General features: G+C 30.0%; 22 protein-coding genes and 2 pseudogenes. 10 read left to right on the plus strand and 14 right to left on the minus strand.

Annotation, left to right across the window (positions count from 1 at the left end):
* Nucleotides 1–395: 395 nt before the first annotated feature.
* From galU to rlmD, 9 genes and pseudogenes are all read right to left on the minus strand, one after another.
* Complete coding sequence (galU, locus tag LJD34_RS11475; protein WP_227359939.1) at nucleotides 396–1,295, minus strand: UTP--glucose-1-phosphate uridylyltransferase GalU; 900 nt, start codon at nucleotides 1,293–1,295, stop codon at nucleotides 396–398.
* A 196-nt stretch (nucleotides 1,296–1,491) separates the two neighbouring features.
* The gene (locus tag LJD34_RS11480) at nucleotides 1,492–2,154 is read right to left on the minus strand and encodes a UDP-N-acetylglucosamine pyrophosphorylase (RefSeq protein ID WP_032089935.1); all 663 of its coding nucleotides are present in this window, start codon (nucleotides 2,152–2,154) and stop codon (nucleotides 1,492–1,494) included.
* 12 nt (nucleotides 2,155–2,166) lie between these two features.
* Complete coding sequence (locus LJD34_RS11485) at nucleotides 2,167–2,415, minus strand: hypothetical protein (protein WP_117829345.1); 249 nt, start codon at nucleotides 2,413–2,415, stop codon at nucleotides 2,167–2,169.
* A 422-nt stretch (nucleotides 2,416–2,837) separates the two neighbouring features.
* Entirely contained in the window at nucleotides 2,838–4,520 is a 1,683-nt protein-coding gene (locus tag LJD34_RS11490; protein ID WP_227359940.1) for an AIPR family protein, read from the minus strand.
* 446 nt (nucleotides 4,521–4,966) lie between these two features.
* On the minus strand, nucleotides 4,967–9,739 hold the full coding sequence (locus LJD34_RS11495) for an SMEK domain-containing protein (protein ID WP_227359941.1): 4,773 nt from the start codon (nucleotides 9,737–9,739) through the stop codon (nucleotides 4,967–4,969).
* A gap of 40 nt (nucleotides 9,740–9,779) precedes the next feature.
* A complete protein-coding gene (locus LJD34_RS16470) occupies nucleotides 9,780–10,412 on the minus strand; it encodes a PDDEXK nuclease domain-containing protein (protein WP_412301407.1) in 633 nt (210 codons plus the stop codon).
* A pseudogene (locus tag LJD34_RS16815) lies at nucleotides 10,398–10,867 on the minus strand (DUF1016 N-terminal domain-containing protein); the annotation flags it as partial. The gene LJD34_RS16470 and the pseudogene LJD34_RS16815, both read right to left, overlap by 15 nt.
* 11 nt (nucleotides 10,868–10,878) lie before the next feature.
* Nucleotides 10,879–11,154 (minus strand): hypothetical protein, encoded by a 276-nt coding sequence (locus tag LJD34_RS11510; protein ID WP_227359942.1) that lies wholly within the window; start codon nucleotides 11,152–11,154, stop codon nucleotides 10,879–10,881.
* Nucleotides 11,155–11,243: 89 nt separating this feature from the next.
* Nucleotides 11,244–12,692, minus strand: a complete 1,449-nt coding sequence (gene rlmD / locus LJD34_RS11515; RefSeq protein ID WP_227359943.1) for a 23S rRNA (uracil(1939)-C(5))-methyltransferase RlmD — start codon at nucleotides 12,690–12,692, stop codon at nucleotides 11,244–11,246.
* Between the two features lie 95 nt (nucleotides 12,693–12,787).
* On the opposite strand from rlmD, the gene LJD34_RS11520 reads away from it, so the two are divergent.
* From LJD34_RS11520 to LJD34_RS11550, 7 genes are all read left to right on the plus strand, one after another.
* Nucleotides 12,788–13,921, plus strand: coding sequence for a GTP-binding protein (locus LJD34_RS11520; protein ID WP_175302001.1), 1,134 nt, complete (start codon nucleotides 12,788–12,790; stop codon nucleotides 13,919–13,921).
* Between the two features lie 4 nt (nucleotides 13,922–13,925).
* The gene (locus LJD34_RS11525) at nucleotides 13,926–14,870 is read left to right on the plus strand and encodes a GTP-binding protein (RefSeq protein WP_032089928.1); all 945 of its coding nucleotides are present in this window, start codon (nucleotides 13,926–13,928) and stop codon (nucleotides 14,868–14,870) included.
* A gap of 74 nt (nucleotides 14,871–14,944) precedes the next feature.
* The gene (gene tgt, locus LJD34_RS11530) at nucleotides 14,945–16,078 is read left to right on the plus strand and encodes a tRNA guanosine(34) transglycosylase Tgt (protein WP_032089927.1); all 1,134 of its coding nucleotides are present in this window, start codon (nucleotides 14,945–14,947) and stop codon (nucleotides 16,076–16,078) included.
* A complete protein-coding gene (queA, locus tag LJD34_RS11535) occupies nucleotides 16,079–17,104 on the plus strand; it encodes a tRNA preQ1(34) S-adenosylmethionine ribosyltransferase-isomerase QueA (RefSeq protein WP_032089926.1) in 1,026 nt (341 codons plus the stop codon).
* Nucleotides 17,104–17,745 carry an epoxyqueuosine reductase QueH gene (locus LJD34_RS11540; protein ID WP_227359944.1) on the plus strand — a complete coding sequence of 214 codons (642 nt, stop codon included), beginning with the start codon at nucleotides 17,104–17,106 and terminating at the stop codon, nucleotides 17,743–17,745. Before queA ends, LJD34_RS11540 begins: the two co-directional genes overlap by 1 nt.
* Nucleotides 17,746–17,868: 123 nt before the next feature.
* Nucleotides 17,869–18,459, plus strand: coding sequence for a hypothetical protein (locus LJD34_RS11545; RefSeq protein WP_175301999.1), 591 nt, complete (start codon nucleotides 17,869–17,871; stop codon nucleotides 18,457–18,459).
* Nucleotides 18,452–19,084 (plus strand): LytR/AlgR family response regulator transcription factor, encoded by a 633-nt coding sequence (locus LJD34_RS11550; protein ID WP_227359945.1) that lies wholly within the window; start codon nucleotides 18,452–18,454, stop codon nucleotides 19,082–19,084. Before LJD34_RS11545 ends, LJD34_RS11550 begins: the two co-directional genes overlap by 8 nt.
* A 51-nt stretch (nucleotides 19,085–19,135) precedes the next feature.
* On the opposite strand, the gene LJD34_RS11555 is transcribed toward LJD34_RS11550, so the two are convergent.
* Together LJD34_RS11555 and LJD34_RS11560 are read right to left on the minus strand one after the other, a co-directional pair.
* Entirely contained in the window at nucleotides 19,136–19,726 is a 591-nt protein-coding gene (locus LJD34_RS11555; RefSeq protein ID WP_227359946.1) for a nitroreductase, read from the minus strand.
* A 16-nt stretch (nucleotides 19,727–19,742) separates the two neighbouring features.
* Entirely contained in the window at nucleotides 19,743–20,393 is a 651-nt protein-coding gene (locus LJD34_RS11560) for a GDSL-type esterase/lipase family protein (RefSeq protein ID WP_175301996.1), read from the minus strand.
* 128 nt (nucleotides 20,394–20,521) lie between these two features.
* Here LJD34_RS11560 and LJD34_RS11565 point away from each other — a divergent pair, with 128 nt between their 5' ends.
* On the plus strand, nucleotides 20,522–21,841 hold the full coding sequence (locus tag LJD34_RS11565; RefSeq protein WP_032089923.1) for an aspartate kinase: 1,320 nt from the start codon (nucleotides 20,522–20,524) through the stop codon (nucleotides 21,839–21,841).
* A gap of 90 nt (nucleotides 21,842–21,931) precedes the next feature.
* Nucleotides 21,932–22,363 carry an RrF2 family transcriptional regulator gene (locus tag LJD34_RS11570; RefSeq protein WP_119363891.1) on the plus strand — a complete coding sequence of 144 codons (432 nt, stop codon included), beginning with the start codon at nucleotides 21,932–21,934 and terminating at the stop codon, nucleotides 22,361–22,363.
* A 52-nt stretch (nucleotides 22,364–22,415) separates the two neighbouring features.
* Here LJD34_RS11570 and LJD34_RS11575 read toward each other — a convergent pair whose 3' ends face one another.
* Nucleotides 22,416–23,255, minus strand: coding sequence for a tRNA 2-thiocytidine biosynthesis TtcA family protein (locus LJD34_RS11575; RefSeq protein WP_081918903.1), 840 nt, complete (start codon nucleotides 23,253–23,255; stop codon nucleotides 22,416–22,418).
* 129 nt (nucleotides 23,256–23,384) lie between these two features.
* Between LJD34_RS11575 and LJD34_RS11580 the strand changes: the two genes are divergently transcribed.
* The gene (locus LJD34_RS11580) at nucleotides 23,385–23,921 is read left to right on the plus strand and encodes a hypothetical protein (RefSeq protein ID WP_032089921.1); all 537 of its coding nucleotides are present in this window, start codon (nucleotides 23,385–23,387) and stop codon (nucleotides 23,919–23,921) included.
* Between the two features lie 24 nt (nucleotides 23,922–23,945).
* Here the strand turns inward: LJD34_RS11580 and LJD34_RS11585 are convergent, their stop codons facing one another.
* Nucleotides 23,946–25,247: an O-acetylhomoserine aminocarboxypropyltransferase/cysteine synthase family protein gene (locus tag LJD34_RS11585; RefSeq protein ID WP_227359947.1), complete on the minus strand. Its 1,302-nt coding sequence runs from the start codon at nucleotides 25,245–25,247 to the stop codon at nucleotides 23,946–23,948.
* Nucleotides 25,248–25,372: 125 nt separating this feature from the next.
* A pseudogene (locus tag LJD34_RS11590) lies at nucleotides 25,373–25,557 on the minus strand (cysteine synthase A); the annotation flags it as partial.

Raw genomic sequence — 25,557 nt, forward strand, 5'->3', positions numbered from 1 at the left:
CTCTCCATTGTCCTTCTATCTCTTCAGACAACTTTGGTCTGTTTAGCTCTTTTTTTGTTTTCTGTTTATTTCTAAACTCTCATTGACGTTGTGTTTTATTCTTTCCTGTTCAGTTTTCAATGTCCTCTCACTCGTCTCTCTCGTCGAGTGCCCATTTATATTACCATCCCCTCTCCCTTTTGTAAAGCTTTTTCTTGTCCTTTTTTTATTTTTTTCTCTCTTTCCCTCTTTTTCTGCCTTTATATCAACGTTTTTCCCATTGGTCTTTTTTTATTGTTTTTTTATGATTTGGTGTTTATAGAGTGTTTTAGATATTGCAAAAAGAAAAATTATTATACTTTTATACTTGTTTTTATAAAAAAGAAACCCTTAAACAAAGGCTTCTTTATAATATTTTATTTAGCTTTTTCTTTTTCAACTAATGTATGAATATATTCATTTACTTGATCATGTAAATCTTCTCTATCTAATGAAAAATCGATTGTTGCTTTGATAAATCCAAATTTATCCCCTACATCATATCTCTTTCCTTCAAAATCATACGCATACACTGCTTGTCTATCTAATAATCTTTTAATGGCATCTGTTAATTGGATTTCTCCTCCTGCTCCCTTTCCTTGTGTTTCTAAAAGTTCAAAGATTTCAGGTGTCAATACATATCTTCCTAAGACTGCTAGTTGACTTGGTGCTTTCTCTACTTCTGGTTTTTCTACCATATCTGTTAGTTTTACCAGTCTTCCTTTTGCTGGATGTGATTTTGATGGTTCTACGATTCCATATTTGCTGACATCTTTTTTATCGACTGTCTGTACTCCGATTACGGATGCTGATGTTTTACTATATTGTTCTATTAGTTGTTTTAAAGCTGGTTTCCCTTCTTTATTGACAACCACATCATCTCCTAATAAGACTGCAAATGGTTCATCTCCAATGAATGATTTAGCACATAAGACTGCATGTCCTAATCCTTTTGGTTCCTTTTGTCTGATATAGTAGATATTGGCCATATCTGCTATATCTTGGATCATTTTTACTTGTTCTAGTTTTCCTGCTTCTTTTAATCTTTCTTCTAGTTCATAGTTTTTATCAAAATGATTTTCCATTGCATGTTTATTACTGTTTGTAATAATTAAGATTTCTTCTATTCCACTGTCTACTGCTTCTTGTATGATATATTGGATTGTTGGAATATCTACGATTGGTAACATTTCTTTGGCGATTGCTTTTGTTGCTGGTAGAAATCTTGTCCCTAATCCTGCTGCTGGTATAATTGCTTTTCTTACTTTTTTATTCATTTTTTCTATCCTTTCTTCATATAGAATATTTACTTAAACCATACCATTTTTTTAATTTTTATCAACCCTTTATAACCAATATGCTATTTTAATTACTTAAATACTCATCTAATTTAAATTTTTATAATTTTAATTACATGTATGATTATAATATCAATAAAAAAGCAATGTTTTTAAATCACATTGCCTCTAATAATTATTTCTTTTCTACGATATCATTAAGTTCCTTAAAAATTGAATTTTCTGGTACAACGCCTCTTACTCTAGATAATGGATAAATATTACTATTTCTTCCAATAACAGTTCCAGGGTTTAAAACACTATTACATCCTACTTCTACATAATCTCCTAGCATTGCACCCATTTTTTTAAGTCCCGTTTCAATCTCTTCGTGATTAAATCTATCTTTTACAACAACGAGTGTTTTATCACTTTTAACATTACTTGTAATTGATCCTGCACCCATATGAGACTTATATCCCAAAATAGAATCACCTACATAGTTATAATGAGGAACTTGTACATTATCAAAAATAATAACATTCTTTAACTCAACAGAATTACCAATAACACAATTTTCTCCTACTAATGCACTTCCTCTGATAAAAGCACAATGTCTCACTTCTGTTCCTGCACCAATAATACAAGGTGAACCAATATAAGCACTATCAAAAACTTTAGCATCTTTGTGAATCCAAACATGTTCATTCACTTCTTGATATTCATCCCCTAAAGTTTCTCCTAATTCAATAATAAAATCTTTAATTCCTTTTAAAGCTTGCCAAGGATACTCATATTTTGATAAATAATCCTTTGCTTGACTATGTGTTAAATCATATAAATCATTTATCTTATACATAAAAACACCCCCCTACTTATCTTCTTCATAAAACAATTGTAATACAAGCTGTTTTAATTTACTATAAAAATCATACATTTTTTGAAGTGTTATTGAATAATCATTTGTAAGTTTAGTTTTCAATTGATTAATATAAGTTTGAATATATAATTTTTGTCTTTGCATTCTTGTTTTATTAGAATAATCTTTTGAAGTATTACGTGAACGTACAAATTCTTCAACATTATCTCGATTAATAACAATTTTCTTTTGTTTTTTCAATCTATCCCCCTAAACTTTAGCAAAAAACAAGCAGGAGCCTTCGCCCTTGCTACAAACACTTATAAAAACCTATCTTCGAATATCTATTTCCAACTTTGCCTTAAAGCAAACCATGAAATGGTCTTCAAATATCTTGATCTGCTCGATATACTTTCGAACCAGCGCTTCATCTATAAACGTCACCACACTTGATGCAGGTACAAATGCTGGATCAATGACCTGTAGGATTGCATCGCACAGCAGACTACCCATCTCACCGAATTCGACGAATCACTGGTGCGACGCTGGATCCAACAGATAATCATCTGAGATGACCACATCACCGTCCAACTGAAATCAGGTGTTAGTATTGATGTTAATGCATAATTTCATAAACGTACGAAACCCTACTGGCCATGATGGCCGGGAGGGTTGTCTTCACTTTATTCATCTAACATATTATCTATATACTGTATAAATTCTGCACTTTTGGCTACACGTCCATTTCCTCCATGCTGTTTATATATTTCGTATACTCTATTTCGAATATCTTCAATTAAGGTATCCGTTACAGAATCCATATCCAAGTTCTTAATATCAGCAGGAGTAATATTTCTCTTACCCAATACATCTGCAATAACTGCATACAGTACATAATATAAAATATCACTTTTTTCTGCTGAAGAATAATCAGAACCACTTCTTACATTTTTCTGGATTTTTTTACCTAGTAAAGCTACTCTATAAAATACCTCTAGATCATTATTCTTTTCGTATAATTCGTTGTATGTTTTTTCGTCATTCAGCAATGTTGATGGTCTTGCTCGTGCATAGTCTGGCTTTTTCAGGAAAATTGTAATAAGACATTGTGCAAGAAAAGATACCCCAACAATCTCCGCAGGCTTATGTCCCTGATTTTTATAATAATTTTTTCTCCTATCGTAAAATAATCCTCTACTCTTAAAATACATTTCAATTTGAAGATGTATAGGATCAGTCACACGCAATGTTGCTTTAGGAATATTTGTCTGATTATTTGTAGCAAAGATAATTTGATCTCTTGATTCTTCATTATCAGGAACAATTATCCTTAGCAATATGGAACGTTTTTCTGACTCTAATGCTTCTCTATTTTCGGAAAAATAATTATATATTTCCATTGAAGTTTGTAATCCATTAACAATTTCAGGATTAACAATTTGTAACTCTCTATTATTTACCAATGTAGCTTCGGATGCCAGTACTGTAACTCCATTATTTAACCACCAAAAATCATTATCATCGGCTCTATGTAATGTTTCGGATATACTACTGTTTACATTATTTTTTCCTTGATAATCACGCACATTAGAATCGAAAAAACTCTTTCTCACATCGCCTTCATCATTTACTATAAAGTTAAAATAGCTTTTCAAATCAACTAACGCAACATAATTTTTTTGATTTGGCGAAATTGGAATATCTGCAAATTTAAGATTCACTCTATTTTCTATCACCGCATTATACATTTCAAACAGAGTATCAGAATCAACAAAAGTTACCTCAACAACTGCATTCGGGAATAATCCTTTTATGGTATCTTTCAGTTCTTCGGATTGCTGAATTACATTAGGATGTAATTCTGATGCTAATGTTGCATAGTAAAATCTAAATTTCAACTTTACCCTGCTGGTTATCAAACGTGTATATGTATCCCTAAACGTAGTAAATGCTTCGAGAATATCGGCATTATACCTTGCCGTAAAATCAGTTGTTGTTTTTGATAAATCCAGAAGATTTCCAGAGATGGTTTTCCACTTCATCACTGCATCTTCTCCAAATGATGTGGTCTTCTTTGACTGGATAATTATCATTTCCAGAATGGAATCTTTTGGTGCAGATATATGTTCAACAACATCTGGCGTAATAAGTAAATTATTTAAAAATAAATAAATCGAATCGCATCCTCCATCCAATCCTTTTCCCACAATACCATTATCTACTTCATCGTCACTTAATCCTTGATTTTTCAATATTTGGCTTGCTGAAAAAAATTCAAAATATTCTGATATGTTGCTATAGTTATCATTATTTCGAAATTCTTGTTCAATTAAATTTTCTAGTAATATTTGTGCATTTTTACTCATCTTTTAACCTCCACATACACAATAATTTTCCTGTTATATATTTCACTGCCAAATCCGCCTAATAGTATTGAGTGGCTTAAACTGCGGTTGTCTCTGACAACAATCCCAATGCCACAACCTATGACATCTAATCCACAGCCTAAAACCTACAACATTTTTCTGACCATCCACTTTTTTTCTCCGGTCAGACTAATAAGTAGATATGTTTCCATACAAGAAAGTCGAGCTTTCCGCAAGGCTTCTCTAATGATGCTAACTAAGCAAAAAATCCGGAAATGCGCTACTTTTCAGCCTTTATTTATCTTTTCTTGACAGCAAACACACCGTCTCAACTGTATTACCACTTTCCCACAAAATCTAACCTTGACGATATCATCCACAAATATCATTTAGCGAACATGCATCTCTTATTATATTTATTTCAGATGAATAATAACCTGCATCCATTAATGAATCCTAAACTCATCCAAAATAACAGCCGCCTGCTCATAATTTAAATTGATCAATATTTCAAGTATATCTTCATATGCTTCAATAAGTTCTTGATCCTGTTTAATTTTATCACTATATGTAATAAAGGATTTAAGGATAATCAACTGTACTATTGCTTCTTGTTCTCTTATTGATTTTTTAAATTTATTTACCTCAGATTTTGCATTTTGAAAGCTATTTCTAATAGAAATTAATATTTCTGGCAGCAATTCATCCATATGCATTTGGTAAATCGTTCTCAACAGTTCCTTTATGTGATATTTTCCATACTTTGTAAATTGCTTATTCAAAAATTGCTTATCTACGTATGAATAATTTGTTTTGATTTTACTCCAGTCTCCCGTGCAATATCTCGTTACAGAAAGCATAAGAGATTTATATAACTGTATTCGAACATACTCCTCATCAATGTCATTTACTTTTTTCTCAATATATAGAATTTTCTTTTTACATATATTTCTTCTTTTTGAGTCAACATATGAGTCAAAAAATTCACATAAAAAATTGCCAAAGATATCTTGATAGAACTCAATTGTATCTGTTGTAAATTTTGTAAAATCAATCTCTTCAAATAATATATCGATTGCCATTTTTGCATCATCTTGGGTTTGAATCATTTTCCACTGAAACAGCTCTATGATTTCATGTTCTTGGTAAACATCAAAAATTTCGTGAGCATTATAATTTCTTTTAGTATATTTCCAAATATCAATCACACATAGCAAAATTTCATGAATAACCATTCTAAAAGATTCATTCGTAAAATTTAGGCCGCAATTTGCAACATAGCATATTGTAGATATATCATAGTTACTCATATCAAAAACATCTATCTCTAAAGATTCTTCCTGCAGCAGATACCTATCTATTATCTCCTCTTCGCGACTAGTATAACAATTTCCATCATCATCTTTGATATAACGATCTATTCCTGACAACTTAGGTTGCATATTAGGATTAAATATAAACTCCTTATCTTTCTTACTCACTTTCAAATAATTAGCATTATATTTTTGATGTTCCATCTGATCTTCAGATAATTTAATAATTGTATTAAATACCGCTTGTGCCAAAGTCTCGTGATTAGCTAAATATCTCTTCACGTATTTAGCCATTTCATCAATAACACCATGTTGCCCCTTATACATCAAACAATCCAACACAATTTTCTTTATTTTATTTTTTATCCCAATAGCAACGTCATTTTCCAATTGATTCAATAAAACTGGCATAAGTGCAATATCTGCCAAAAAGTTTCCATTAGAAAACAATTTCTCTATTCCGTTAATCCATATTGTGCAAAACTTTTCCCTTTTCTCATTTTCTAATTCTTGATGATTTATTGCACTAGCAATTAAAAGTATCAAAAGATTTTCATATTGAAATGCCATATCAGTATCCTTCATCAATTCTAAAATAACTTTAATTGCATCAAGAGTTGATGGCAAGTCAATCTGCCCAGACACCATATTATCATTACACTTTTTAATCGCCGCATTTAATCTCTGCTTAGGTTTATTGAATTCTTCTTGTCTTAGAACAATTTTTTCTGCTTCCCCTGATATTTGGGGTTCTAACATAATTATATTGTCGGTTATCTTGGTTGCTTTTGCACCACGCATATCCATTTTTTGAATCTGTAAATAGTCCTGTGCATTTTCTGCATCATTTTTTATAATTGAATATAAATAATCAAGAATTCCATAGCATTTATCCTGAACCATTGAATCAAAATATATCTGTGTATGAGATACATATTCTTGTATACTCAAATCACATTTTTTATCCAACTCATATCTATCTTTAAGCTCAGGTATCCCCATGGTCTTAAGAATTTGCCTTTCGAGCAACTCTTTTGTCGGATTTTTTTTGTACAACATATATCTTGTGGTATCCCAATGAACAAGTTCTATGCTTGTAGCCAAATCCAAAGCATAACCCGGTAATTCGTTTTCAAAGTGCATTCCTATACTCTCAATGATTGTAAGCAATACTATATTATTTGATTTTGAATAAATAGTTTCTTTGACATAATTTGCAAATGCAACAGTGAATTCATGATCCTTTTTACAAATCTCCAAACTGCTTATTATAGCCTCTTTAAGACAAAAAATAACATCTCCTATTAAGGTAGGTACATTGTGATCTCTAATCCCTGCAAGCCACATATTTCCATTTCCCCAATATTCCTTTATTGCATTACTCTCACTAATTTTTACTTTGATTTTTATTACATATTCAGGATTATTAGTTGCATATTCTAATATTACCCTATTTATAAATTGAATTGCCCAATGAAATCCCACTTTAAAATTCAATCGAAACAGATTCCATAAAAATGCATTCTCGTACACTGTTCTATATAAATAATTATAATGTTCAGCTTTCTCACTTAATCCATATTCAAAACCCTTAGACAATCTATCGGCTCTATAGAAATCAAATTTCTCTGCATCTACTTTTCCACGTAACCATAGTATATCAGCTATCGAACACAATTCGCTTGCTAATCCAGCTACCAAAGCAGGATAAGCATTCTTCAATGTCCATTCCATAATATCTTCTGACTTACGCATACTTTTTCTATTTCCATTAATATAATTATTAATCAATGTATTAAAAAACTTTTTTAACCACTCTTCTGAGTTATCTGCCATTCGATAAAGTGCTTCCAAGCAAGACGATATTTCATCTATGATTTTATAATAGTTTTCTTGCTCAGATTCCTGCAACGAATATTCCACATAATATTCCATCATAGCGCATGCATCTGAAGCAATAACTGCCACTTTATCTTCTTGTTTCGCATAATCCAAGCATAACTTAACTATATCATCTCTTCCGATTATATTTTTCTTATATATTTCTTCGTTTTTCAAAAGTCGAATAATACATGGTCTTCCATTACCAATTGGGGACAATTTCATTTGTGGTGATTCTTGTCTAATATGTAATAACTCACCTTCAAATGCGAACAAATTAATATTCTTCACAAAGTCGAACAACATGCCTTGTTCCAGAATCTCCGACCCTTGTTCTTCGAAATAATTATCACAAAACCTTGACTTAACAATTCCAATTTCTGTTTGCCTTTTCCAACTTTGCGGAATCTCATCAGAAAAAGTAAGGCTATATAAAAACTTATCTCTATTTACCTGTATAAACATTTTATTTGAAATCCAAATCTGATACCGTCTATACACACATCGCCCAAGATTTTCTATTTCATCATAGAAGGTCTTATACTTCCCTTTGCACAAATCAAAAGCTTTATCAAAATAATGTTCAAAGCAAATATCTTCGAAAATATCATATTTCAGTCTAATATAATCTCCTTGTTGAGCAATTACACCTTCTGAAAGCAATGCATGCATTATGTCTCTATCTATATCGTCCTTATGAATACCCAACATAAATTTTCTAGCTCTTTCAAACACAATCTTCTCAACAGTTTCAATAACTTTGTTACTGAGTATGCCATACATTCGAGATTTTTCCTCCAAACATATTATGTTTTTCCAAATATATTCTCTTAGAGAATTTTCATCACCTATATTATCAATATCCATCGAATTACTAACTATCAAGTTTATATAAAAGGGCGATTTTAATAAATCAACATATGAATTTGTTTTATACATTTTATGAATAATCGGATATTGCTTCATAAGCAATGCAAGTTCATCTTCTGTTATATCGCCAACTTCATAAATTTTTATTGAAAAATTTGTTTCCAGTTTAATAAAAGCATTTTTATCACTCGTTCTACAAGATGTTACTATGTACACATTTTGATATTCTGCCGCCATATCATACAAATACTGTAATAATTCAAATTTTGTTTCGGCACAGTCCGCAATAAACTCGAGAGCATCAATAAAGAATATTAATTTCTTTCCATTAATACACTCTAAAACGTCTTGGATACAGCAACCCCAAATGTCGTCAATATGACTTTCTTCCAAAAATCTTTCAGCACGAGCATATAAAACCAATTTTTCATTTTCAACATATTTTTTGCATAAAACAGATTTACCGCTACCAGCTCCACCTTGTATTGAAATATATCGCTCATTGTCTTTTGTTATTTTTTCAAGAAATTCATTTCTATCGATTTCATACTCTCCTTTAATCAATCCTTCAATATTTTTCAACCCTGAATTACTAAGTTCCAATGCACCTTTAAATTTTCTGATATTAATATTAAAGTTCTCATACTCATCCTTTAATACCTTGTATAATTTCTTCTGAAAATTAAGATCATTTTGTGCTTTAGTTATAATATCATTTGTAGTAATCAAATTATCTTTAATAGTAAATGAAATACTCCCAATTTGATTATCCCCACTATACTCTCTCACCTTATCAATACTATTATTACTAAGTACAAAAAATACAATATTCTTTAAGTCCGAGCATTTTTTATCTTTTGAATCCCTTATCTTTTCCAATGTAGTTTTTATTTTTGTTGGTACATCTTGTACAGTACTTACCTGCACTAAAAGTTCTCTGTTTTCTGATATCAAATCTACATATGGATAAGTTGCCGTCTCGTCATTCAGATTACTAAACTTCTGTCCGAACCATACATTACATACCTCAATCGCAAATAACTCAAACATTTTTGCAGCATCAAATAATCCGTTTTTATTTGCCATTTTGATTTTTTCATCATATGAAGACATATATTCAATTATGAAACCCATTCTTTCGTTTGAATTCAACATATATTCAATGCTCCTTATCCGTTAGTTTCTTTTAAAATATTTACCTGAGTTCATTCTCAATTTCTTCTATCATTGGCATAGAAGCTCTATATTCCACAGGCAATAAATTTGACAACTTATACTCAGATATTCCTATCGGTTCTTTTGAACTATTTACCGCATATTTTGCAAGGATATTATTTTTGCTTTTGCATATAATCAGACCAATTGTTTTTGCATCAAAATCTGTCTTGACCAAATCATCCACAATATTCACATATGTACCAATCTGTCCAATGTCTCTCGATGTAAAAGCTACTATTTTAACTTCAGCAACAACGTAACAATGCAAATACAGATGATAAAATAAAAGATCTATTTTTTCCTCTGTTCCTTCAATCGGTATTGTATATTCTCTTCCAACAAAAGCAAACCCTTTTCCAAGTTCCATAAGAAATTTTGTGATGTTGTCCATCAATGCGTCTTTTAACTCTTTCTCACTATAATCTTCTCTGATTGCTACGAAGTCGAAATTATATGGATCCTTTGTTATTTCCTGTGCAAGGTCGCTTTGTGGTTCAGACAATGCGTATTCAAAGTTTGAAATTGCTTTTCCCTGACGCTCATATAAATCGGTATCAAGAAAATTTAAAAGTACTGCCCTTGACCAATTATTTAAAATCGTTTTCTTCACAAAAAGTATTGATTTTTCCCTGTCCAATTTACATTTATCAATGATAGCTCTATGATGTCCCCACGGAATCGAAAACAATTCTTTATCCGATAAATCTCCCACAAGTTGTGGAACATTTATTGAATCCTCTTTGCTCTTCAATTCTTCCACAAATTGTGGAAGAATTGGATCACTGTACAATTCATAAAATTTCTTCATATATCTGAGATTCGAACTTGATAAGCCTTGAACCCCTGGCAAAATTGTTCTCATATCTTTACTTAAATTAACAAAAAATCCACTGCCCACTTACTTTCAGCCGACTTTTCTACAATATCTCTTCCTATAGACCAATAGAAACCAATCATTTCCTGATTAACAGAAACAGATGCCTTAATCTGTCTCTGTTTATAGCGTTTTCCTATGTCCTCAATCCACTTCCTATACTCTTCATCCATTTTTATAAGTTGATTCATGTAAACCCCTTTCAGAATTCTGTTTTTTCCCACATCTCTTTATAGGCATTGACATAAAAATTTATACATCCAGGATATGTGCATACAAATCTTCTACACAACTTTTTATACAATTCCAGCATACTCGCATCATCTGCGAAATCTAATAAGTAATCGAGACAATGAGACAATTCTTCTTCTGATACCTCTCTGTTGCACAATTCCTCCACTATGGGTAAATATATTTCATATGCCTGCTGTCTAATCTTGTTGAGCTCAATTACCGCGCTAAATATATCATTTCCCATTCCATTTGACCTCCAAATAACTGATATAATTTCTTCAATAGTTATTATAATCAAAGCTCACAGTAAATAACATATAAATAACGCTCATATTAAATCACCCCAAAATGTTTTAATGCATCCTTTATCGCTTCTACTTTCTCCGCCGTCGGATGCCTTCTCAGCTGTTTCAACTCTTCTTCCATATTAGGTGCATCATACATCGGCAATCCTAAATTTCTTTTTACCTCTGCGATATATGCCGTATGTACTTTGAAGCCATATTTTTCTTCAATATATTCTTGTATCATTTTATATGTAACCCTTGGAGCCGGCTGATATTGCTTTGCCCGCTCCGCAATTTTATCTAAAGGTACCTTTTCTTCACCTTCTCCAAATTCAACTTTCACATCTATATGGCTATCTGGTGACTTGTGGGACAAGAGCACGATGCTTTCAACATGTCTTGTATGTGGAAACATATCATAAAGATACATTGTATGAGTATGATAACCAATCTTTTTAAAGTATTGTATATCTCTAATTTGTGTCGTTGGATCACATGAAATATAAACAACTTGTTTAGGATTTAATATTTTAACCGAATCCATGAATTGTTTGGTTGAACCACTTCTTGGGGGATCCATAATGACAACATCTACTTTATGCTTTTCTTTCGCAAGTTTTTTCATAAATTCAGTCGCATCATCACACACAAATTGAATATTAGAAAGTTGATTCATACGTGCATTGTTTTTTGCATCTTTGATTGCATCCTTATTACTTTCCACTCCAATAACTTGTTTTACTTTTTGTGATAGAATCATTCCGATTGTTCCAATACCACAATAAGCATCAATTGCTGTTTCATTTCCTTTAATATTCAATAAGGACAAAGCTTTGGTATAAAGGTTCACACATTGATCATGATTGATTTGATAAAAAGATTGTGGAGAAATCTTAAATTTCAAACCACACAATTCATCAACAATAAATCCTTTACCATAAAGAACCTTATCTTCATTACCTAAAACAATTGGTGTTTTACGTGTATTGACATTTAAGACAATTGTTTTAACGCTTGGAAACCTCTTAACTAATTGGCTACAAAATTGTTTAGATCCACGCCACATATTTTCATTACATACTAAAACAACCATTGTTTGATTCGTTTTAACACCTCGACGAATTAAAACATGTCTTAATAACCCTTTATGTCTTTTACGATCATAAATAGAAACACGATACTTTCTTAAATAGCATTGTATATATTGTAAGATTTCATCCATAATATCTTCGTGTAATAAACAGTGTTTATAAGGAATAATATCTTGACTATGTTCCTCATACAATCCGTATTCATATTTTTGATTAAAAGCTACAATTGCTTTATTTCGATAACCATTTTCTAATGGTGAGGCTACTGTTGGTTTTACATCTATTTTTAATTTTGTTTTCTTTATTTCTTTTTCTATAAATAATGTCTTTTCTTTTAATTCTTCTTGATATTGATCTTGTGGATAAAAGCATCCTCCACATTTTTTAATTATTGGACATTTCATTTTTTATCACCCTTTACTTGTCAATCATTATAACATAGGTATTATCATTTGATGAAATGATTTATGAGTGTTATAATCTAGCGGAGGTGAAATATATGAGTAAAATAGATATTATTTCTGGCTTTTTAGGTGCTGGAAAAACAACATTAATTAAAAAATTAATTGCTGAAGCATATCAAAATGAAAAAATCGTATTAATAGAAAATGAATTTGGAGAAATTGGAATTGATGGAACATTCTTAAAAGATTCTGGTGTTACAATCAACGAAATGAACTCTGGATGTATTTGTTGTAGTTTAGTAGGAGATTTCGAAACATCATTAAAAGAAGTCTTAGATACGTATCATCCTGATCGTGTTATTATCGAACCTTCTGGTGTTGGAAAATTATCTGATGTTATTAAAGCTGTTTCTACAATCAATAGTGATGAAATGGAATTAGATAATTTTATTACAGTTGTTGATGCTAAAAAATGTCGTATGTATACTAAAAACTTTGGTGAATTCTATAATAACCAAGTTGAACATGCATCATTAATTGTTTTAAGTCGTAGCCAAGACTTAACTGAATTCCAATTAAAAGAATGCTTAGACATCTTAAAAGGATTAAACGATCATTCACCAATCATTACAACTGCTTGGGATAAATTAAATGGTTTAGATATCATTAATGCTTGTGAAGTGAACATTCAAGAAGAATTATTGCATGAACATGATCATGAATGTTGCGGGCATGACCATCATGAACACGACCATGACCATGAATGTTGTGGACACGACCACCATGAACACGATCACGACCATGAATGTTGTGGACACGATCATCATGAACACAATCATGACCATGAATGTTGTGGACATGATCACCATGAACACGACCATGAACATGAATGTTGCGGGCATGATCATCATCACCATGACCATGATCATGAATGTGGTTGTGGACATCATCACCATCATGCAGATGAAGTTTTCAATAGTATCGGATTTGATACTGTTAAAAAATATAACGAAGTTGAATTAAGTGATATCTTAAATAAATTATGTAATGATGATAATGTTTTAAGAGCTAAAGGTTTTGTAGATAGCGGAAATGAAGATTGGTGGTATTTTGATTTAGTACCAGGTGAATTTGAAATTCGTTTAGGTAAACCTATTTATACAGGCCAAGTTTGTGTAATTGGTAAAGACTTAGATGAAAATACAATTAAGGAGTTATTTTTAGGATAAGCGTATGAATAAAACAAGAGTTTATTTGTTTACTGGATTTTTAGAAAGTGGAAAATCTTCATTTATCCAAGATACTCTTCTTGAACAAGGTTTTGGTGAAGATGAAAAAACTTTGATCATTGCCTGCGAAGAAGGTGAAGTCGCTTTTGATATTCCAGCTTTAGAAAAAGAAAATGCTTCTGTTGAATTTATTGAAAACGAAGAAGATTTAAATTATGAAACTCTTCTTCATTTACATCAAAAATACCAACCAACACAAGTTATGATTGAATATAACGGAATGTGGGATAATACAAAATTCGTGGATGAAATTTGTATTGATCAATGGCAAGTTGTTCAAATCCTTACAACGATTTCTGCTGAAACATTTGATCTTTATTACAACAATATGCGTGGACAATTCGTTTATCATGTTACTGGTAGTGATTTAGTTATTGTTAATCGTTGTGATGAAAATACAAAGAAATATCCTATTAGAGGAAGTATTAAATCTTTAAATCCAATGTGTCAAATTGTTTATGAAAATAAAAATAGACAAATTGAAGATTTAACTGTTAATGATTTACCATATAACTTAAATGATGATTATATTGAAGTAAATGATATGGATTATGGTATTTTCTGTATGCATATTATGGAAAATCCTCAAATCTATGAAAATAAAACAATTAAGATCAAAGGTAAAGTGATTGGCCGTGATAAATTAATTGAAAATGGTTTTGTTTTAGGTAGACAAGCCATGGTATGTTGTAGTGATGATATGCAACTTTTAGGTTTAGTATGTATTAGTAAATACGCTAAAGATTTAATTAAAGATGAATGGTTAGTGGTTGATGGAACCATTAGTTTAGAATATGATGAATCTATTCAAAGTAATATTCCTATTTTACATGTTGATCATTTAGAAGGTGCTAAACCTTTAGAAAATGAATATGTTACATTTGATTAAGAGCATTTAGCTCTTTTTCTATTTTATTTATAAATACTTTCATGTATAATGAATAGGCAAAAAGAGGTGGAAAAATGAAAGATTTTTGGTATGAATTAAAACATGTTTGTAAACAAAGTGGTGCTCGATATGGGATTTTACATACTCCTCATGGAGATGTAGAAACACCTATGTTTATGCCTGTAGGTACACTAGCTACAGTAAAAGGGATTGCCCCTGAAATGTTAAAAGAAATGGGATCACAAGTAATCCTTTCTAATACATATCACTTATGGTTAAGACCTGGGGAAGATATTGTTGCTAAAGCAGGTGGTCTTCATAAGTTTATGAACTATGATGGTCCTATGCTTACAGATAGTGGAGGATTCCAAGTTTTTTCTTTAGGAAAAACAAGAAAGATCAAAGAAGAAGGCGTTTATTTTAAAAGTATTATTGATGGTAAGTCTTTATTCTTATCTCCAGAAAAAGCTATCGATATTCAAAACAAATTAGGAGCAGATATGATTATGTCTTTAGATGAATGTGCTCCTTATCCAGCAACTTATGATTATATGAAACATAGTGTTGAAAGAACAATTCGTTGGGCTAAAAGAGGTAAAGAAGCGCATCATAATGAAAAACAAGCGTTATTTGGAATTGTTCAAGGTGGAGAATATCCTGATTTAAGAGAAAAATGTGCCAAAGCACTTGTAGAAATGGATTTCCCTGGTTATTCAATTGGTGGAACGAGCGTTGGTGAACCAAAAGATGTAATGTATAAAATGGTCGAAGATGCGGTTCAATGGTTACCTGAAGATAAACCACGTTATTTAATGGGAGTTGGTAATCCAATTGATTTAATTGAAGCTGCGATTCGTGGTATTGATATGTATGATTGTGTTTTACCAACACGTGTTGCTAGACATGGTGCTTTAATGACACATCATGGACGTATGAATATTAATAATGAAAAGTTTAAAGAAGATTTTACTCCTATTGATCCTGAATGTGATTGTTATACTTGTAGAAATTATACAAGAGCTTATTTAAGACATCTTCATAAATCAGATGAATTATTTGGAAAAACATTGTTATCGATTCACAATGTAAGATTCTTATTACAACTTTCAGAAGATATTCGTAAAGCAATTCAAGAAGATCGTTTATTAGATTTTAAAGAAGAATTTTTAGATAAATATGGTAGAGATGTTTATAAGAGGGCTTTTTAAATGAAACTAAGTGAATTTGATTTTGAACTACCTGAAGAACTCATTGCTCAACATCCTGTTGAAAAAAGAGATACTTCTAGATTAATGGTAGTAAATAGAGAAAACGGAAATATTGAACACAGACATTTTTATGATATTCTTGATTATTTAAAACCAGGTGATGTTTTAGTAAGAAATAATACAAAAGTTATTCCTGCTCGTTTATTTGGAATTAAAGAAGAAACAAATGGACATGTTGAAGTTCTTTTATTAAAAGAATTAAAGAAAGATACTTGGGAATGTTTATGCGGTAATGCACGTATTGTAAAAATGAATACAGTCATTACTTTTGGCGAAGGCTTATTAAAAGCAAAATGTATTGAAATCAAAGATGAAGGTATTCGTGTTTTTGAAATGATATACGATGGTATCTTCTACGAAATCTTAGATCAGTTAGGAACAATGCCTTTACCTCCTTATATTAAAGAAAAACTTGAAGATAAAAATAGATATCAAACAGTTTACGCTAAAATTGAAGGAAGTGCAGCAGCTCCTACAGCTGGCTTACATTTTACTGAAGAAATCAATCAAAAAATAAAAGATAAGGGTATTGAAATTCTTGATGTATGTTTACATGTTGGCCTTGGAACATTTAGACCTGTTAAAGAAGAAAATGTTTTAGATCATCACATGCATAGTGAATTCTATATAATCAGTGAAGAAGTCGCTGATAAACTAAATAAAGCTAAAGCTAATGGTCAAAGAATTATTGCGGTAGGAACTACATCAACACGTACTCTAGAAGCTAATATGAAAAAATATGGTAAATTTAAAGCAACAAGTGAAAATACAGATATCTTTATTTACCCTGGATATAAATTTGAAGCTATTGATTGTTTAATCACAAACTTCCATTTACCTAAATCAACATTATTGATGTTGATTAGTGCCTTTGCTTCAAAAGAACTTATTTTCAAAGCTTACAAAGAAGCTGTCAAAGAAAAATATCGTTTCTTTAGCTTTGGTGATAGCATGATGATTTTATAATGAAAATCAATTACGACTTAAAATTCAAAGAAGAATTAGAAAAAATAAAAGGTACAAAACCCACCCTACTTCTCCATGTTTGTTGTGGGCCATGTAGCGGAAACGTTTTAAAAGAAATATCTGAATTTTTCGATATAACTATTTATTACTCTAATTCAAACATTTATCCAGATACCGAGTATTTTCGACGATTTCATGAATTAGAAAATTTTATTCAACGCTTTAATCAAGATTTCAATCAAAATATTCAAGTTGTTGAAAAAGAATATCAACCAAAAGAATATCTAAAAGATATTTCTCAATATAAAGATGAACCTGAAGGTGGAAAACGTTGTTATCTTTGTTATTCAAAGAGAATGAAAGATGCTTATGATTATGCATCTTTACATCACTTTGATTATTGGACAACTGTTTTAAGTGTTTCTCCACACAAAAATAGCCAATGGATCAATGAAATTGGAGCAAGCTTTAATCAAGAAAAAACACAATTTCTTTTCAGTGATTTTAAAAAGAACAATGGTTATTTAAAATCCGTTAAGTTCGCCACATTATATAATCTTTATCGACAAAATTATTGTGGTTGTATCTATTCTTATCAAGATATGTTAGAAAGAGAAAAAAACAAGGAATTACAAAAATAAAATCATGATGGTGCGAATTTGCACCATTTTTTATTTCATCCCTAAAAAAATCTATTTGTCCCTAAAATGTAGGCATTATGTATTTTTTAGATTATATTATAAATAGAAAGAGGAGTGATTTATATGAAATATAAATTTGAAATAAAAAAAGAAAACAGATCTATCATTTGGAAAATATTACTTATAATGATTTACTTTTCTTTTTATGCAATCAGTATACGATTATTCATGACCTATTTTCCATTTATAAATAAAGAACTTATAATTGTCGTTGGTGTTCTTATTTACCTATTTATTATTTTACCAATGGTATTTACACCTAAATGGTATTTAAGCAACAATTCTATTTTAATAGTACAACCATCAAGTTTAATAGAAACTTGGGAATATTTCATTTTAAAAAAAGGTATACAAGAAATTAAATATTCAATAATTGAAAATATTACGATTACTTATGAAAAAATATCAACTCAATATATTTATAATGAGGGGTATAATATCCTTTTTAAAGTATGTTTAAAATCAGGTGATGAAATTATATTCGATTCATTATTAGGAGTTGATAAATCTAATTATCTTCGTGGAATAGAAATAATGAAAAAAGAAGGTATTACTTTTATAGATAAATATCACATATTATCTGTTTTAGAAAATGATAATATTAATCTATGGGAACATTTAAAAAAAGTGGAAGAAGGTATTTTAGATGATTAAAATTCTATGGTTATTGAAAAGTAAAATAAATTCAGATTTCATAAATAAAATTTCTGACGAACTTGAATTAAAAGTGCAAATATCTTCTTCATTTGAAAAAGAAACAATTTATGATGTTATCATACTTGAAAATTTAGCAATCATATCTCATTTAAATGAAATCCAAAAAAATGCTATTATTATTTATGTTTTAGATAAAAACAGTAATGTATTCGATTATCAAAATATATATATTAATTACTATATACGTGATTTATTATTATACGAAGATTTACATCAAGCAATTCTTAAAAGTAAAGACTATTTATTAAAAAAAGCAAATACAATTTCTTTAAAGAGTGGGAAAATAAATTATCATATAATCAAAAATAACATTCTTTATATAGAGTCATATAGAAATTATATTGTTATTCATACATCTATCTCTGATTATACATTAAGATACACTTTAAAGAAAATTCAAAAAAAATTAGGCAATGAATTTATTCAATGCCATAAATCTTATCTAGTTAATTTAAATAATGTCATTTGTATAAAAGAAAAGTTCATTGAGTTAAAAAACAAAATAACACTTCCTATTGGAAATAAATATAAACAAAATCTTCATAATTTAATTTGTAAATAAGATATATTAAAAAAGATGATAACATCCATTAGTTATCATCTTCATTATTTTCTAAAGCCATGTCACTTCATTTCCTTTTCTAGGTAATGGTTTTCTTAAAGGTTTGCCATCATTTGTATCAGGATAACCAACAATTAAAGAACCATAAACTCTTTCATCATCTTTCATACCTAAACTTTGTAAATAAGATAAAATTTTTTGATCTTCATTGAGCCATTTTAATTGATTAATATAACAACTTCCTAAATCTAAATCATTAGCTTCAAGCATCATATTTTCAAGAGCAAGAGCACAATCCGCTTGATTATTTCCATAATCTTTTTTATTGGCAACAATAATCAAAACAGGTGCATTATAACAAAATACATATCCACCCTTTTTAGAAAGATTGATTGAATTTTGTAAACTTCTATACATATTTTCGGTAATTTCCATTTGAGAAAACGCCTTTTCAACCATTTTAACTAAATGAGCGATTATTTGTTTATTTTGAATAACTAGAAAATGATTACTTTGACTATTGCCTCCACTTGGTGCATATCTTCCTGTTTCTATAATTTTCTCTAACAATTCTTGACTAACTTCTTTATCTAAATATTTTTTTGTACTTCTTCTTGTTATTATATTTTCAAATGTATTCATCGTTATTATTTTCTTATTATAAAATATATTCTTTTAAACAATTTGTATAACGCACATATCCTTCATGATTAATATGAAGTCCATCTTCATAGTAAACTTCAACAGGTTCACCTTTTTTATTACATAATATTGGATAAGCATTAATAAAAGTTACATATTCATAAGGAATTGTCTTCTTAAATTCCTTATAAATCATTTTTAATAAATCATTACTTCTCAATACACCAGGTGTATGTTTATAATCATGCATTGGTAAACATGGTAATGGTGAGACCACATAAATTTCACATTCAGGTAAATTATAATGTACGGTTTCTACAAGTTCTTTGACATTAATAGCAATATCTTTAGGTGATTGCATAACTGTTTTTCCTAAATCATTCGTACCAATCATATAAACAAGTTGTTTAGGTTTAAATTTTAAAACTCCTTCATCAATAAAATGAAGCAGCATTGTGGAAGTAATTCCACCAATACCACAATTATATTTATTATCTATTTCAGGAAAATATTTTTCTATATCCATAAATTGGGTGATAGAATCTCCAAAAAAGACAGTACCGCCTTCCTTTGCATTTTTATTTTGATCAATAATTTCTTTCATACGATCAATTGTCATTTCTCTTATTTGATAGTAATTTGTAAGAAATGTCATATTTTCTCTCATAATGTCGACCTCTTTTCTATATAATATTATTATATTTTTATTGTTTTATTTTTTCAATATTGAAAAAATATTGAATATACTTGAAAAAAGTGATATTTTATTATCATTAATATGAGGGGAGAATTATTATGGTGAAAATCGTCAAATTCGGTGGTTCATCTCTTGCAGATGCCCATCAATTTAAAAAAGTCGGTGATATTATCAAAAGTGATCCAGATCGTCGTTTTGTTGTACCTTCAGCGCCTGGTAAACGTTTTAAAGATGATATCAAAGTTACTGATTTATTATACAAAGCATATAACGCAGAAAGTGAACAAGAGTTTGAATGTACTTTCGATACAATCAAAGATCGTTATCAAAGTATTATCGATGAACTTAATTTAACAGTTGATCTTACTGAAGAATTTGAAGTTATTAAGAAAAACTTCCAAGATCAAATCAGTGAAGAATATGCAGCAAGTCGTGGGGAATATTTAAATGGTATCTTACTTGCAAATTATTTAGGATTTGAATTTGTTGATCCTGCAACATGTATCTTTATCGATGAACATGGAAATTATGATGATAAAAAAACAGATCCTGTTTTATCTAAAAAATTAAGTGAAGTAGAAAATTGTGTTATTCCTGGATTCTATGGTTCATGTAGTGAAGATCCCACAAAAATTAGAACTTTCTCTCGTGGAGGAAGTGATGTAACTGGTTCTATCGTTGCTAAATGTGGACAAGTTAAACTTTATGAAAACTGGACAGATGTTTCAGGATTCTTAGTTGCTGATCCACGTATTGTTAAAAATCCAGAAGTGATTGGAACAATCACTTATAAAGAATTACGTGAACTTTCTTACATGGGAGCAAGTGTTTTACATGAAAATGCTGTTTTCCCTATTCGTTCTCAAGGAATTCCTATTGTAATCAAAAATACTAATAAACCTGAAGATGCTGGAACTTTAATCGTTGAAAGTACTGTGCATAAACCAGATCATATTATTACTGGTATTTCTGGTAAACAAGGTTTTGCGACAATCATGATTGAAAAAGATATGATGAATGATGAAATTGGTTTTGGTAGAAAAGTTTTACAAGTTATTGAAGAAGCTGGTCTATCTTATGAACATACACCTTCTGGTATTGATACAATGAACGTAATTGTTGAATTAAATTCATTCATTGAACATGAACAAGAAATTTTAGCTAACTTACATCGTGCCGTTGAACCTGATTCAATTGAACTTGAATCTGACCTTGCTTTAATTGCTATCGTTGGCCGTGGTATGAAAGATGGTCGTGGAGTTGCAGCAAAAGTATTTACAGCTTTAGCTAATAAAAAAATCAATGTTAAAATGATTGATCAAGGTTCTTCAGAATTAAATATCATTGTTGGTGTTAAAAACATTCACTTTAATGACGCAATTCGTGCTATCTATAATACATTTATTGAACAAGAATAAAGACTTTAGTCTTTTTTCTTTTTATTTAATTCATATAATTTCTCTAGGAATTATCTAAAAAAGATGTTATAATAGAAAAGAGGTGGTCATATGAAAATATCAACAAGAGGGCGTTATGCTCTAAGATTAATGATTGATTTAGCCCAAAATAAAGAACAAGGAAATATATCTCTTAAAGATGTTGCTAAAAGACAAGAAATTTCTATCAAATATCTTGAACAAATAGCTACTCCTTTAATTCGTGCAGGACTTATTAAAAGCGTTAGAGGTGCCCAAGGTGGATATTCTCTTACAAGAGATATGAATAAATATACAGCAAAAGATATTTTAGTTGCTGTTGAAGGTCCAATCGCTTGTGTTGCCTGTTTAGAAACTGAACCTAATCAATGTCCTCGTTATAGTGAATGTTTAACTCTTCCTTTTTATAAAGGACTAAATAAAGTTATTACTGATTATTTAGAATCCTATACTTTAGAAGATCTTGCTGATTTACATGGATATCAAATTGAATATATTATCTAATAAACATATCATTGATATGTTTTTTATTTAAAAATCGTGTATTTCTACACGATCAATCATCATAATGTTCTAAAAACAGATGTTTCCCTTCATCATCTTTATAAGCAACAATTGTTTTTAAATTGACATTTTCTACACTTTTAAAAATATTTCCTTCAACAAAAGGATTTACTTTCTTTAAATCCTTAATTAATTGTTTAATTTCTAAACGTTTAGAAGCATTTTCTTCATCATGAGCATCTTGATTTTCTTCAGTAAATTTACATGCACATTGTAAAAATGTTAATTCATGTTCATCTCTCCATGCCTTAATATCATCTTCACGAATAAGATACATCGGTCTAATAAGTTCCATTCCTTCAAAATTCAAACTATGAAGTTTAGGCATCATTGTTTGAATTTGTGCTCCATAAAGCATACCCATTAAAATAGTTTCAATAACATCATCATAGTGATGTCCCAAAGCAATCTTATTACATCCTAATTCCTTTGCCTTAGCATATAAATGTCCTCTTCTCATTCTCGCACATAAATAACAAGGAGATTTTTCTATATTAAAAACAGAATCAAATATTTGTGAATCAAATATTTGAATTGGAATATTTAATTTTTTCGAATTATCAATGATCATTTGTCTATTTACTTTATTGTACCCAGGATCCATTACCATAAAAACAAGTTCAAATTCAAATTTATTATGTCTTTTTAATTCTTGAAAGAGCTTAGCCATCAACATAGAATCTTTTCCACCAGAAATACATACAGCAATTTTATCTCCAGGTTTTACTAATTCATATTGATTAATAGCCTTGCAAAAAGGTCTCCATAATTTTTTCTTATATTTTTTTTGAATACTCTTCTCTACTTCTTTTAAATACTCCAAATTATCCATCTTTTATCCTCACTTTCTCTATTTATAAAAACAAAATTTATATCTAAAGTCAAATATTTTCCAATAATTCACATAAAAAGTTCAAATTCAATTCATATTGATATATAAAATGATAGCGAGGTGATAATTATGGCTGAAAGATTTAAATTCAACGATGAAGAAGAAAATATAGATGAAAACGATAATCAACAAGATGATTTAGAAAAAGAATACTATGATAATACTGATTATTCCTATACAAAAAGTAAAAATAAAAAAAGACCTAAAACAAAAAAGGTAACAAGAAAGAAGACAAAAACGAAAGTGAAAAAGAAAAAAAATGGACGTTCTAAAATTTCTACTTTCCTTATCACGTTACTTATTTTACTTTTAATTGCTGGTGCAGGAGTTGGTGGCTATTTTGCATATGAACATTATCAAGATCAACAAAAACAAATTAATCAATTAGAAAAACAAGTAGATCAACAAAATAAAACAAAAACAGACAAGTCAACATCTACAAAAAAAGAAACCCAACAAGAAAAATCTTCTTCATCTAAAAATGAAGAAAGTACATCAAGTGATAATACAACAAACAGCGATGAAAGTGATTCATCACAAAATACAACCGATGATTCTTCATCAAATGAAAATACAAATTCAGATTCAACAACTGAAACAGAATAAAAAAACTTGGCATTTGCCAAGTTTTTAAATTTGATCTAAAGCTTCTTTTAAATCAAATAAGATATCATCAATATGTTCTGTACCAATTGATAAACGAATTGTATTAGGTTGAATTCCAACATCAGCTAATTCTTCTTCTGTTAATTGTGAATGTGTAGTTGTTGCTGGATGAATAACTAATGATTTAACATCAGCGACATTAGCAAGTAATGAGAATACTTGTAAATTATCAATAAATTTATGAGCTTCTTCTACGCCACCTTTAATATTAAAAGTAAAGATTGATCCTCCACCATTTGGAAAATATTTTTCATATAAAGCATGATCTGGATGATCTGGTAATGAAGGATGATTTACTTTTTCTACTGCTGGATGTTGTTGTAAGAACTCAACAACTTTTTTAGTATTTTCATTATGACGATCAATTCTTAAAGATAATGTTTCTGTACCTTGTAATAATAAGAATGCATTGAATGGAGAAATTGTAGCTCCTGTATCTCTTAATAAGATTGCTCTAATATAAGTAACGAAAGCAGCTGGGCCTGCAGCTTCAGTAAATTTCACTCCATGATAACTTGGGTTAGGTTCACTGATCCATGGATAACGTCCACTCTTAGCCCAATCATAAGTACCACCATCAACAATGACACCGCCTAAACTTGTACCATGACCACCAATAAATTTAGTAGCACTATGAACAACGATATCAGCACCATGTTCAATTGGTCTAAATAGATATGGTGTACCAAATGTATTATCAACAACAACTGGTAATCCATGTTTTTTAGCGATTGCACTAATTGCATCGATATCAGGGATATCACTATTAGGATTTCCTAAAGTTTCTAAATAAATTGCTTTTGTGTTTTCTTGAATTGCATCTTCAACTTCTTGTAAATTATGAGCATCTACGAAAGTAGTTGTAATTCCATATTGAGTAAATGTATGTGCTAATAAGTTAGAAGTTCCCCCATAAATTGTTTTTTGAGCAACGATATGTTCACCTTGTCCTGCTAAAGCTTGAATAGTATAAGCAATTGCAGCTGCTCCAGAAGCAACAGCTAAACCTGCTACCCCACCTTCTAAAGCGGCAATACGATCTTCAAATACACCTTGTGTAGAGTTTGTTAAACGTCCATAGATGTTCCCCGCATCTGCTAATCCAAAACGTGCTGCAGCATGTGCACTATTTTTAAATACATAAGATGTTGTTTGATAAATAGGTACTGCTCTTGCATCTGTTGCTGGATCTGGTTGTTCTTGTCCTACATGTAATTGTAATGTTTCAAATTTAAATTTTCTATCTTCTCTTTTAGTTACTGCCATTTTAATTTCCTCTTCTTTCTTTTGTATAAATATTATATATTGTTTTATGAATAAATGAAACTATTTACACATTCGTCCGTTACGGAAATTATGTCTTAATTCTTCAATCATTTAAATTCCCCTATCTAATCTTGAATTAAAGGTGTTGATAAATAACGATCTCCACCATCTGGTAATAAGACGACAATTGTCTTCCCTGCATTTTCTTCTCTCTTGGCTAGTTCTTTGGCTGCATATAATGCTGCTCCTGATGATATCCCTACTAAGATTCCTTCTGTCTTTGCCATTTCTTTCCCTGTCGCAAATGCAT

The sequence above is a fragment of the Faecalibacillus sp. MSK20_93 genome (genome assembly GCF_020589945.1).
GTDB lineage: Bacteria > Bacillota_I > Bacilli_A > Erysipelotrichales > Coprobacillaceae > Faecalibacillus > Faecalibacillus intestinalis.